The organism is Cloacibacillus sp. (assembly GCF_020860125.1).
Classification (GTDB): domain Bacteria; phylum Synergistota; class Synergistia; order Synergistales; family Synergistaceae; genus Cloacibacillus.
Window position 1 is genome coordinate 25476 of sequence record NZ_JAJBUX010000003.1, and the last position, 12522, is coordinate 37997.

10 protein-coding genes are annotated in these 12522 nt (G+C 59.4%); 9 read left to right on the forward strand and 1 reads right to left on the reverse strand.

Going from position 1 to position 12522, the window contains the following annotated elements; translation table 11 throughout:
- Positions 1 to 78 precede the first annotated feature (78 nt).
- The 8 genes from LIO98_RS00515 (at position 79) to LIO98_RS00550 (ending at position 10564) form a co-directional block, all read left to right on the forward strand.
- Positions 79 to 552 carry a (2Fe-2S)-binding protein gene (locus LIO98_RS00515; RefSeq protein ID WP_291952353.1) on the forward strand — a complete coding sequence of 158 codons (474 nt, stop codon included), beginning with the start codon at positions 79 to 81 and terminating at the stop codon, positions 550 to 552.
- Positions 549 to 1391, forward strand: a complete 843-nt coding sequence (locus tag LIO98_RS00520; protein WP_291952354.1) for an FAD binding domain-containing protein — start codon at positions 549 to 551, stop codon at positions 1389 to 1391. Before LIO98_RS00515 ends, LIO98_RS00520 begins: the two co-directional genes overlap by 4 nt.
- Positions 1382 to 3622, forward strand: a complete 2241-nt coding sequence (locus LIO98_RS00525) for a xanthine dehydrogenase family protein molybdopterin-binding subunit (RefSeq protein WP_291952355.1) — start codon at positions 1382 to 1384, stop codon at positions 3620 to 3622. The genes LIO98_RS00520 and LIO98_RS00525 overlap by 10 nt, the downstream gene beginning before the upstream one ends.
- Before the next feature lie 54 nt (positions 3623 to 3676).
- The gene (locus LIO98_RS00530; RefSeq protein WP_291952356.1) at positions 3677 to 5248 is read left to right on the forward strand and encodes a BCCT family transporter; all 1572 of its coding nucleotides are present in this window, start codon (positions 3677 to 3679) and stop codon (positions 5246 to 5248) included.
- A gap of 24 nt (positions 5249 to 5272) precedes the next feature.
- Positions 5273 to 6790: an aromatic amino acid ammonia-lyase gene (locus LIO98_RS00535; protein ID WP_291952357.1), complete on the forward strand. Its 1518-nt coding sequence runs from the start codon at positions 5273 to 5275 to the stop codon at positions 6788 to 6790.
- A 97-nt stretch (positions 6791 to 6887) separates the two neighbouring features.
- Entirely contained in the window at positions 6888 to 7367 is a 480-nt protein-coding gene (locus LIO98_RS00540) for a (2Fe-2S)-binding protein (RefSeq protein WP_291952358.1), read from the forward strand.
- A complete protein-coding gene (locus tag LIO98_RS00545; protein WP_291952359.1) occupies positions 7364 to 9607 on the forward strand; it encodes a molybdopterin cofactor-binding domain-containing protein in 2244 nt (747 codons plus the stop codon). The genes LIO98_RS00540 and LIO98_RS00545 overlap by 4 nt, the downstream gene beginning before the upstream one ends.
- A 9-nt stretch (positions 9608 to 9616) precedes the next feature.
- Positions 9617 to 10564 (forward strand): FAD binding domain-containing protein, encoded by a 948-nt coding sequence (locus tag LIO98_RS00550; RefSeq protein ID WP_291952360.1) that lies wholly within the window; start codon positions 9617 to 9619, stop codon positions 10562 to 10564.
- A 141-nt stretch (positions 10565 to 10705) separates the two neighbouring features.
- Here LIO98_RS00550 and LIO98_RS00555 read toward each other — a convergent pair whose 3' ends face one another.
- The gene (locus LIO98_RS00555) at positions 10706 to 11431 is read right to left on the reverse strand and encodes a GNAT family N-acetyltransferase (protein WP_291952361.1); all 726 of its coding nucleotides are present in this window, start codon (positions 11429 to 11431) and stop codon (positions 10706 to 10708) included.
- A gap of 108 nt (positions 11432 to 11539) precedes the next feature.
- On the opposite strand from LIO98_RS00555, the gene xth reads away from it, so the two are divergent.
- Entirely contained in the window at positions 11540 to 12340 is an 801-nt protein-coding gene (gene xth, locus LIO98_RS00560) for an exodeoxyribonuclease III (protein WP_291952362.1), read from the forward strand.
- The last annotated feature ends 182 nt before the right edge of the window (positions 12341 to 12522 follow it).

A 12522-nucleotide genomic window follows, 5' to 3' on the forward strand; every position in this document is an offset into this window, starting at 1 on the left:
GGCGTTTGCGGAACGGAGCCCCGTTGCGCGGATACCGGCAGGTGGCTTCGATGTGTTGGCTATTACGAGGAGAGAATAATGCGGATTTCATTGAACCTTAATGGAGAGACAAAAACGGCGGAGGTCGACGCCGACACGCGGCTGATTGATATGCTGCGCGGCAATTTCCGGCTCACGGGAGTGAAAGAGGGCTGCGGCGCGGGGGAGTGCGGCGCCTGTACTGTGCTGCTTGACGGCGAGGCCGTCTGCTCCTGTGTTGTGCCCGCCGTTCAGGCCGACGGCTGTTCGGTGACGACGATCGAGGGGCTTGAGAAAAACGGCGAGCTCGACGTGATACAGCAGGCCTTTATCGACTGCGACGCCGTCCAGTGCGGCTTCTGCACCCCCGGCATGATAATGTCAGCCAAGGCCCTGCTGCTGAAAAATCCCCGTCCGAGCCGCGACGATATCAAACGCGCGCTCGCGGGCAACATCTGCCGCTGTACGGGATACATCCCCATCGTGAACGCCGTTGAAAAGGCTGCGGCGCTGCTGGGAGGCGGGGAGAGATGAGCGGTCTCGAACGTCCCTGCACTTTGGTAGAACTCTTTTCGGCATACCGTCCGGGAATGGAATTTCTCGCGGGCGGCACCGACTGGATAATAAAGAACCACGGAAAGCTCGCCCCCGGCGCGGCGGTGGCCGATATCTCGCGGATAGCCGAATTAAGGGGGATTTCCGTTGAGGGCGGATATCTTCGCATCGGCGCGATGGAGACGATGACGGCGCTGCACCGCAGCGACATCGTGCGCAGATACGCCTCGGCTCTAGCCGACGCCGCCTATGTGATGGGCTCCGAACAGATAAGGAACCGCGCCACCGTCGGCGGCAATGTTGCGAACGCCTCTCCCGCCGCGGATACCCCCGCGCCGCTTGCCGCGCTGGGCGCGGCGGTCGTCATCGCCTCACCCAGCGGAGAGCGGCGGGCCTCCGTTGAGGAGGTTGTGGGAAGAAACAAAAACAGCCTTTCCAAGGGCGAGATCATCAAGGAGTTTCTCATTCCCGCTGACGAGGGGCGGATATCGGCCTTCTTAAAGATCGGCAGCCGCAGCCAGGTCAGCATCTCCAGAATAAATATCGCCGTCTCCGCGTGCCGCGAAGACGGCCTTTATAAAGAGGCGCGGGTCTATGTGGGAACGCTGGGTGCGGCAGCGAGAAGGTGCGCCGGCGCGGAGGCCGCGCTCGGCAGGCCAGATTTCGCGCAAAAACTTCCGGAAGAGCTCTGCGGGCTTGCCGCCGAGGCGATACCGGGAAGATCTACGCTGCCCTACAAACAGTCGGCGCTGCGCGCGCTCGCGCAGGATATATGCGCACTGCTGGGAAAGCGGGCGGAGGGGGCCGGATGCAGATGAAAAAAGATGATTTTAAGTATATTGGCAAACGTGTGATCCGTGAAGATTCCGCCGACAAGGTACGCGGCAGGTACGACTACCTCGCCGATTCTCTGCCGCAGGACACGCTGGTCGGCATCCCGCTTCTCAGCGCGCGGGCCAACGCGCTCATAAAGGAGATCGATACCGCGGAGGCGGAAAAGATCGAGGGCGTGACGATACTGACCTTCAAAGACGCGCCGGATAATAAATACAACAGCGGCGAATGGTTCCCCGGACAGAACGATTTCCGTGACGAGACGGTGCTCACGGGACACGCGCGCCATGTAGGCGACCGCATCGGCCTCGTCCTTGCGGAAGACGAAAAGAGCGCCCGCGCCGCGCTGCAAAAAATAAGGGTGGAGTACGAGCCGCTCCCCGCGGTCGTCAGCCTGAGCGAGGCGCAGGAGATGGCGCATATGCTCCATGAGGATGGACAGCGCTCCTTCCCTGGCAGCCTCGAGTACAGAGACGTCGAGGGCGCTTTCGCCGCCGCCTCCCACATCGAAAGCGATGTAATATACACACCTAAGATACATCACGCGGCGATGGAGACGCACTGCGTCCTCGCCATTCCGCGCCCCGAAAGGGTTATCAAGATCCACACGCCCTGCCAGATAATCTTCGGCGTACAGCACGCGGTGGCGCAGGTGCTGCCGCTGCCGCTCTCAAAGATCCGCGTCATCAAGGCGAACATGGGCGGGACCTTCGGCGGCAAACAGGAGAGCGTCTTTGAGCCTCTCTGCGCCTGGGCGGCCTGGAAGCTGCGCCGTCCTGTCTTTATCAACACGAACCGCGGCGAGACGATGGCCGCGACGCGCACGCGCGCTGCGGCGCTCGGCCGCGTCACGACGGCGCTCGACGGCGAGGGACACATTCTCGCGCGTAAATTCGACATAACGGCCGACGCCGGAGCCTACCTGACCGGAACGAAAAAGGTGATGATGGCGATGGGGAAAAAGGCCTCGCGCCTTTACCGTATTCCGGCGCTGCGCTATGAGGGACGCACGGTGCGCACCTCGACGACGCCCGCGGGCGCCTGCCGCGGCTACGGCTCGCCGCAGATCCACACGATAACCGAGATCCACACGGACCTTATGTGCCGCAGGCTTGGCCTCGACCCGCTGCGCTTCCGTCTTGAAAACCTCGTGCACGATGGCGACGCCGACCCCAGCGGCGCGTCGAATATCGGCCGCGCCCGCGTCATCGAGTGCCTTGAGGAGGGGGCGCGTCGCTTTGGTTGGGACGAATGCCGCGAGCCGCGGCTGAGCGCCGACGGCCGTTACGCCACCGGCGCCGGCTTTGCCTGCTGCACGCACGGCAACGGCTATTACAAGACCGTATATCATGACATGACGCAGATGTCGCTGCGTATCCTTGAGGACGGCTCGGCAATCCTGCGCACGGCGATCCACGAGCTCGGCAACAGGACGACGACGGCGCTGGCCCAGATCGTCGCCGAGACGACGGGAATTGATGTTTCGCGGATCACCGTCACCGAGGGCGATACGAACTTCAGCTCCTACGACGCCGGATGTCAGGCAAGCCGCGTGATCTACGTCTGCGGCGAATGCGCGCGCCTCGTTTCCGAGGAGGCGGTTAAATTGCTCTGCGCGAAGGCCTCCGAGATGTACGACGCCTCCGTGGAGCTTCACGACGGCGTTCTAGCCGTGGGCGGAGATAAAATAGAGATCGGCGAAGCGGTGCGGCGCATAATGCGCGAAAAGCGCTGCTCGATCGAGGCCCATTACGAACACGCCCCGGAGAACAACCCCGCCTCTTTTGGGGTACACTTCGCGCAGGTGACGGTCGACAGGCTCTCCGGCCTCGTGAAGGTGGACCACTACCTCGCAGTGCACGACATAGGGCAGTCTATCAACCGCAGCTTCGTCGAGGGACAGATATACGGCGGCGTGCAGATGGGCATCGGCATGGCCCTCTGCGAAGAGCTTGATTACAGCGCAGAGGGAATACCGAAGGCGGATAACTTTGACAAATATCACATGGTAAACGCTCCGGATATGCCGGAGGTAGAGGTGATGCTCATCGAGGACGGCGAGCCCGGCGGGCCCTTTGGCGCGAAGAGTATCGGCGAAGTCTGCACGGTCCCCGTATCAGCAGCGGTGGTGAACGCCGTCAACCGCGCGCTCGGGAGTTCGCTCGCCGAACTGCCGCTGACGCCGGCAAAGATCGCGGCGGCGGCCGCAAAATAAATGTAAATAGGGAGCGACCGGCTCTTTATTATAAAAACAAAGGAGGATGTTCTTATGGATTCTGGAAAGTCTTCAAACGAGAATATGAAGAAGGCGATACGCTGGGAGGTCTTTATCCCCGCTTATATTGTGGTCGCGATAGCGGCTGTCGTCGGCATCGTCAACAAAGATATGCTCACGAAGGCCAGCAATATGTTCTTCTTCTGGTCTCTCGACAGCTTTGGGTGGCTCTATCAGATCTCGATCATGGCGAGCTTTGTTCTCGTCCTCGTTGTAACCTGTTCTTCAAAGATAGGCAACATGAGGATAGGGGGCAAAGACGCCAAGCCTAAGTACGGTTTCTGGACCTGGTTTGCGATGGCGCTCACAGGCGGCATCGCGACGGGGATCGTCACCTGGGGCGTCAACGAGCCCGTAATCTATTTTGGCAACGTCTGGGGGGAGCTTAATACCCTCGGGATTGAACCGGGAACGACCAACGCGGCGATCTTCGCGATGGCCCGCACCTACTACAACTGGACCTTCATACCCTACGCGATATACGCGATGTGCGGCCTGCTCGTCGCCTATATCTACTATCATAAACGGGGAAGCCTCACGGTGACCGCGACGCTGAAACCGCTCTTCGGCGACAAGATCACCACCCCCGCCGCCTCGGCGGTCATAGACACACTTTTGATGCTCGCGCTGACGATCGGACTCGCGACGGGGCTTACGATGTGTATCACACTCACCGTCACCGGACTTAAGAGCGCCTACGGCATCGCCGAAAGTTTGCCGCTATTTATCGGTATCGGCGTGGCCATCATCTTCGCCTTCACATTCTCCACCTACGTCGGCCTCGACAAGGGGCTAAAGATTATCGGCAGCCTCAACGCCTGGTTCTATTACGGGCTCATCGTCCTGCTGTTCGTCACCGGATCGACGCTCTACATACTCAGGATAGGCACGGCTGGCCTCGCCACCTGGATGCACAACTTCTGGCTATGGGGCCTTGACCTGATCGATATCGGCGGCGCGGCGCTCACCCGTTCATGGACGCTCTTTGACTGGGCCTTCTGGGTCGGCTACGCCCCCGTTACGGGGATATTCCTCGCGATGCTCTCCTATGGCCGCACCGTAAGAGAATACATGCTCGTCAACTGGGTCCTTCCGTCAATATTCGGCATCATCTGGTTCGCCATCTGGGGCGCGAGCGCGATGCACATGCAGGCGACCGGCGCGGCGGACCTTGTCGGCGCGATCAACAGCGGCGGCGCGGTCATGGCGCTCTGGGAATTCCTCAAACATCTGCCGTTTGGAATCGGCTATATCGTGCTGCCGGTCAACATCCTTGTAATCCTCGCCTCCTTCATCACCTGCGCCGACGCGACGCTCACCAACATCGGTTCGATGTGTATGCGCGACGTCCCCATCGGGACGGAGCCTCCGGCAAAGATGAAGATGATATGGGGTATCTCCGTCGGTATCGTCGCGATAATCATGGCGGCCTTCGGCGGCGGCGCGCAGGGGGTCGACGGCGTCAAGGCGCTTGCGGCGGCGGCCGGGTTCGTGGTACTTTTCATCTTCGCCGTACAGGTGATAGCCTTTATCAAAGTATTCTTTGTGGATAAGGTTCAGGAATAACCTGGGGGAGAGGGGATATTTTTGATGAAAATAGTTCTTACGGGAAATGATCTTACAGTCAGCGACGTCTGGGAGATCGCGGTAAACGGCGCGGAGGTGGAGATCAGTCCCGAAGCCGAGGCGAAGCTCGAAGCCTCGCGTAAATTGGTATACGAACTGGTTGACGCCGACGTTCCCGTCTACGGTTTTAATACCGGGGTCGGTTGGAACAAGGACCATAAGATAGCGAAAGAATTTTTTGAGGATTTCAACCGCAAACTCATCTACTGCCACTCCTTCGGCGTAGAACCTGAGGCCTCTGAGGCCGAGGTGCGCGCGATGATGGCCATTAGGCTCAACTGCCTGCTGCTCGGCTATACCGGGATACAGCCGGCGGCCGCGCGCCGCTACGCGGAGCTGCTGAACGCGGGGCTGCACCCCGTAGTCCCCGAAAAGGGCTCCGTCGGCGAGGCCGACCTGACGCCGCTCGCGCATATCGGCCTCGTGATGATCGGCGAAGGAGAGGCAAATTATAAAGGACGCCGGATGAGCTCCGCCGAGGCGCACAAACTTGCCGGACTCGATTCGGTCGTGCTGGGGCCGAAGGACGGGCTCGCGATCGTCAGCTCCAGCGCCTTCTCCGCGGGCGAGGCGGCGCTGGCGTTCAAAGAGCTGCGGGAGCTCGTCGACATGGGAGATATCATCTCGTGCCTGTCGCTTGAAGGCCTCCACGGCAACACCTCGCCGATTGAGGCTGGGGTAATGGCGGCGCGGAAGATGGAAGGACAGGCGAAGAGCGTGGAACGGATGCGCGGATATCTCGCGGGCAGCGACATCTGCGGGAGCTACCCCGGGAAACCCGTACAGGACCCGCTCTGCTTCCGGGGCGCGGCCTATATCAACGGCTCGCTGCGCGACGCGCTTGAATATGCCGAGAAATACCTCTCCATACAGATGAACAGCACGGACGACAACCCCTGCCTGCTGCTTGACGAGAGGCGGATCATCTCAAACTCCAATTTTGAGACGACGACCCTCGCCACAGCCATTGAGATGCTCTCCATCGTTCTGAGCCACGTGTCGCGTATGTCCTGCTACAGGATGCTGAGACTGGTGAATCCGGAGCTGACAAAACTGCCCCGTTTCCTGAGCCATGACGGCGGTCAGTCGCACTGCTTCGGAACGATACAGAAGTGTTTTGCCTCCCTCGACACGGAGATACGCCATCTCTCAAATCCCTGCTCCGTAGATTACCTCTCGCTCTCCGGTTCGATTGAGGACCACGCGAACAATACGCCGCTGGTCGTGCAGCATCTGCGCCAGATCGTGAAAAATCTCCAATACATATATGGAATGGAGCTCATTCATGCCTGCCAGGCGATAGAGCTCCGTAAACGGCAGGGGAAATTCAACCTTGGCAAAGGCACGGCCGCCGCATATGAGGCGTTCCGTAAGGAGCTTCCGCTTTACACCAACGACCGTCCGCTTGCGCCTGATGTCAAAAAGGCTTACAAGTTCGTCAAGAGCGCGGCGCTTCTCAGGAGTGTCGGCGAGGCGCGGTAAACATCCGCAGAAGATAACTGTTACGAAGGGGCGGGGCGGTTCCGCCCACGCCCCTTGGCTTTATAGGGCAAGATTTTATTTCGCGAGGAAGAGAGTCATGGATTACAAAATAGAGATACTCCTGAACGGAGAGAGCTGCTCTTTTGCGGTCTCCGAAGATGAGATGTTGCTGGATACGATACGCGTAAAGGCCGGACTGGAAGGATGCAAGCGCGGCTGTGACAGCGGTGAGTGCGGCGCCTGTACCGTGCTCCTTGACGGCCAGCCGGTAAACTCATGCTCTTACTTATCCGTCCAGGCCGACGGCAGGTCGGTCGTCACCATAGAGGGGTTAACGAAAGGAACGGAGCTCCATCCCGTACAGCAGGCCTTTTATGACGCTGGAGCCGTGCAGTGCGGCTACTGTATCCCCGGAATGGTGCTCTCGGCGAAGGCTCTGCTCGATAAAAATCCGGTGCCGTCGTCGGATGAGATACGCAAAGCCCTCTCGGGAAACCTCTGCCGCTGCACCGGTTATACGAAGATAGAAGAGGCGGTGCAGCTCGCCGCCGAAAGACTGGGCGGAGGGGCGAGATGATGGAGAGGAACTTTACCGTTGTCGGGCATCCGGTGGTGCGGCTCGAAGCGAAAGAAAAACTGACGGGGCGGGCAGTTTATACCGACGACATGACGCTGCCGGGCATGGTATATGCCGCTGTAGTCAGAAGCCCCTACGCGCGCACCGTCGTTAGCAGGATAGATCTGAGCTCCGCGGAGTCCGTACCGGGCTACGTGGGGGCGCTGCTGCCCGACGATGTGCCGGGCACATTATATAACTGCTCGGGCAACCCGCCCTCCGCGCTGCTCCTGAAGGATGAAAAGATCCTTACGAAGGAGCCGAAATGCGCGGGCGACAGGATACTCTGTATAGCGGCTGAGACACCCGAGGCCTGCCGCGAAGCCTGTGACAGGGTCGTGGTTGAATACCTGCCGCAGAGCCCGTTTTTTACGATAGACGAAGCTCTGAAAAAAGATGCCGAACCGCTTCAGCCGCACCTCTCGAAGGACAACGTCATCTGGGAGAGGGAGGTCAAAGAGGGCGACACCGGCGAAGGCTTTAAACAGTCGGATATCGTTATTGAGGGCAGTTTTTTTATTCCTCCGATGCAGCATACGGCGATCGAACCCACCGTATGTATCTGCGACTTCAGCGATGGGCGCGAGCTTACGATATGGAGTAATTCGCAGACCGTATTTCAGGAGCGGCGGATAATCAGCGAGCTTGTGGGCATCCCGGAAAGCCGGATACGCATAGTTAAACCGGCTGTCGGCGGCGGCTTCGGCGCGCGCCAGCAGCTCCATTCCCAGCCGGTGGCCGCGCTTCTGTCGCGGAAGCTCAAGCGTCCGGTCAAGATCGTCAACAACCGTGAAGAGGAGCTGACCTCCACCGTCGTGAGACACGGAGCCGCCGCCGGCGTGCGCCTTGGCGCTATGAACGACGGCAGCATGACGGTCTTCTACGCCGACTATAAACTGAATACCGGCCCCTACACGACGCACGGCCTGACCGTCCTCTGCGCCGGCGCGAGAAAATTTCAGTACGCCGTCCCGCACTACTTTTTTGACGGCAGATGCGTGCTCACCAACCATGCGACGGCGGGGGCGTTCAGGGGATACGGCAACATGCAGCTCGCCTTTGCGCGCGAGGTGATGATAGACCGGCTCGCGCTTAGGCTGGGTATCGACCCGGTGGAGCTGCGTCTCAAAAACCATGTGGCGGTCGGCGGCCATTTCCCCGGTTCGGAGCAGTCTGTCACAAGCTGTGAAATAAAAGAATGCGTGCGGCTCTGCCTTGAAAAACGCGAGGAGATAGACGCGGCCGAGGGCGTTACCGACGACGGCGAGATCACTCAGGCCTGGGGCGTGGCCTTTGCCTGCCACGGCTCCGGCCCTTCCTCTAAAGAGGGGCTGAGCTCCGCGGTCGTGAACGTCAACAGCGACGGCAGCGTCGAACTGCTTGTCGGCTCCGCGGATATCGGACAGGGCAGCGAGACGATGCTTTCGCAGATCGCCGCCGAGACGCTCGGCATTCCGCTTGCGGAGGTCTCGATAACGGCGGCTGATACAAAGATAACGCCCTACGATACGGAGACCTTCGGCAGCAGCCAGACCTTCATCTGCGGCACCGCGGTCCGCCGCGCCTGCCTCGACGTCTATGAATCGCTGAAAAAGCTGCTCTCGGAGCTCTCCGGCGAGATGGTGTCGCTCTGTGACCGGAGCTTTTTCATCGGAAAAGAAAAACTGGATTTCCGGGCGGCGGTGAAGCTGGCTATGTTCCACCAGCGGGGCGGCGTCATAATCGGCAGGGGATGCTACAAGGCCGACGCCTGTCCCAACCCGTTCTCCGTCTGCATGGTGAAGGCGGAGTACCACCGGAGCATAAACGCGGTGCGCCTGCTGCATCTCATCGAGGCGGTGGATGTGGGGACGCCGATCAACCCCCTGACGGTGGAGGGGCAGATCGAGGGCGGCGCGGCGCAGGGAGTCGGCTACACGCTGACGGAGCAGATTGAGATAAACAACATCGCGAAAAAGCCGCTCTCAACAGATCTGCTGCACTATAAGATACCGCTGGCCTCCGACCTGCCGCGTATCCACGCGCTCATCGCCGACGGCTACGAGCCAGTGGGTCCCTGCGGCGCGAAGAGCGTCGGCGAACTAAGCACGGTGCCGATCGCGCCCGCGATAGTAAACGCGGTGTCGCGCGCGAGTGGACGTGAGATAAACAGGCTGCCGCTCTGCGAGGAGTTCCTCGTGCTACCGAATGTGACGGAGTGAGGCGAAAAAATGTATATAAAGATCAAATCCCTTACGGAGATAGCGGAAAAAAAACTTGCGGGGCGTTTTATCGCGGGCGGCACCGATTTAGTCCCGCTCATGAAGCTGGGGCTTAAAAAACCGCCGCTGCTGATCGACGTGACGAGGCTCCCGGAGCTTCGCGGGATAAGCCTCGATGAAAAAGAGATATCGGTCGGCGCGGCGGCGACGCTCACGGAGGTCGCCGAAAACGCCGCGGTCCTGCAATACCTTCCCGCGCTCGCGCAAAGCGCCGAAAAGACCGCCTCGTTACAGATAAGAAACGTCGGTACGATCGGCGGCAATCTTATGCAGGACAGGCGCTGCATATTTTTCAATCAGTCCGCTTCATGGCGCAGTTCGCTGCCGAAGTGCTTCAAGGCGGGCGGCGATGTCTGCCTGCAAATCAGGAACTCGCCGTTCTGTCGGGCCATATATTACTCGGACACCGCCACCGCGTTAGTACTCTACGAGGCCGAGGCGGAACTCTTGAGAGAGGGGCGGCTGGAAAGAGTGCCGGTTATGAAACTGATCGCAGAGCACAGCACCGCGAACGGTCTATATGCCGAAGAAAGCGGCCCGCTGCTCGTGAAGCTCCATATTCCGCTGCCGCCAGAGGGCGAAAAGAGCGGTTTTCTGAAATACAGTGTGCGCTCGTCGATCGACTTCCCGCTCGTGAACTTCGCGCTGCGCCTCTCCGGTGGAACTAGGCCGGCGATGGCCGTCGCGGGAGCGGTCGGCTCGACACCGCTGATCCTCGAAAAATCTTCGCGCCTACTGGACGAGGGCTCTCTGTCAGCTCCGGAGTGGACCGAAGAGGCGGTAAAAGAGATAAAAGCTGGCGGCGGCCTTATCCGCGAATCAGTCGTGCCGCCGAAGGTGAAGCAGATGTCCTACAGGATGATCGGAGAACTGCTCCGGCGGCTTGAACGGGACTAAAATATCCGTGAAAAATTCTCTCCTCCCCGCGCTGCCCCTCTCCCGGCGGCGCGGGGAATTTTTGTAAACGGGGAACTGCGCGCGCTCCCTCGCGGCGGTTTTTTGCATGCGCTCCGTAATTGTTGTGGAAAGTTATGTTTTTCAGTTAAACAGCCAGTATGTCTTTCCTTTAGAAATCGCCATCCCCAGCTTTTTCTGCAGCGCCAGCGAGGGGCGGTTGCCGGTCACGACCTGGCAGAAGGGGATACTTCCCCGTGCCAGCGTGCGCCCTATGAGAAACGATTCCAGCGCGTATCCGTATCCGCGCCCTCTGTGCTCCGGAAGGACCTCCAGCAGCCCCATGCTGCCCTCGAGGTGTTCGCCGATGAAGCCCGCCAAGAGGCCATCCTTAAAGATGCCCCACATCTGCCCGCGGGAGATCAGCTCCCTGATGTACGCCGGATCGTCCATCGCCTCGTAGTTAAGAAAAACAGTTTCCGTGAATTCATCCGTTAAAGGCCGGATATCGGCCTCTGAAACGCATGGTGGTTCCTTCTTCAGATAGGCGGCCTGACGCACGGTTAATGAATAGGGGAATGTCCGCTCCCTCGCGATATATGCCGCCACGTCCCTTTGGTGCGCCGCGTACTGCGGAAAACTGCCGAGAGAGGGCAGCGCTTCGCATATACTGATCTCGTCTACGGAGATCATGCAGCTTTGGCTCTCCCGTTCGATGAGGATCACGCCGCCGCGCTCCGCATAGAGGATATCCGCTCTGCCCCTGTCGATCGCCTCCAGCATGTCGATATGGGAAAGGGCGTCCCGCGAAAGATATTCTTTTGCCTTGACCGCCGCCGTCTGTGACATTTTTTCGTACCTCGAAATCATGATCAAATACGCGGTAATAGTACCACCGCAAATGAAAATAGGCTATTCCTGAGGCGCTCCGCGTGCCGTATAATATTATTCTAAAATAGCCGATATGAGGTGCTGAAAATGCCAAAGACAGACATTGCGACATTTAACGTGAACTCGGTAAAGAGCCGCCTGCCGATCCTTGATACATGGCTCTCCTCCGACGGAGCCCCGGATATCCTCTGCCTGCAGGAGACGAAATGCCGCGACGAAGAATTTCCCGCGGCCTTCTTCGAGGAGAGGGGCTATCACTGCGTATTTAAGGGAATGAAGAGCTACAACGGCGTCGCCGTCGTCTCGCGCGCGAAGCCGGATGAATATGAGTTCGGACTGTGCGACGAGGGTGAAGAGGGACGAGAAGAATCGGAGATGGCGCGCGTGGCGCGCGTTCGTTTTGGATGTCTCACGGTGCTGAACACCTATATTCCACAGGGCAAGGAGATAGATAACCCCGACTATCCCTATAAACTTCGCTTTATCGGCAGAGTGCGGAAGCTGCTGGAAAAAAAGTGCAGCCCATCCGACATGGTGGTCTGGCTCGGCGACCTGAACGTCGCGCCGACCGACATCGATGTGACGAATCCGAAGAATAAAAAGGACCATGTCTGCTTCCACCAGGATGTGAAGGAGGCGCTCGCAAAGGCGATGGAGTGGGGGTTGGTGGACATCTTCCGCGAACATCTGCCAGGTGAGGGTGAATATACCTTCTGGGACTACCGCGTCAAAGATTCGCTGGCGCGGAATATCGGCTGGCGTATAGACCACATTCTTGGGACGCATAGCGCCGCCGCCCTTTGCCGGGGCGTAAGGGTGGAACGCTCCCTGCGCGCGATGGACAGACCCTCCGACCACACGGCTGTGGTCGGCACATTTGAGCTGTAGGGAACACAGCCGCCCGCGGAGGCCGTTTCCGGCGTTCAGCGGGCGGCGTCCTTCATAGGCAAAAGCGTCAGCAGGAGCCAGAAATAATATAAATTGCGGTTTAGCACAGATTTTCGGCTCCCTCTCAGAGGGAGCTCCCCGCGAAGCGGGGTGAGGGAGAGTTGACCTTCGGTTCTCCCGCG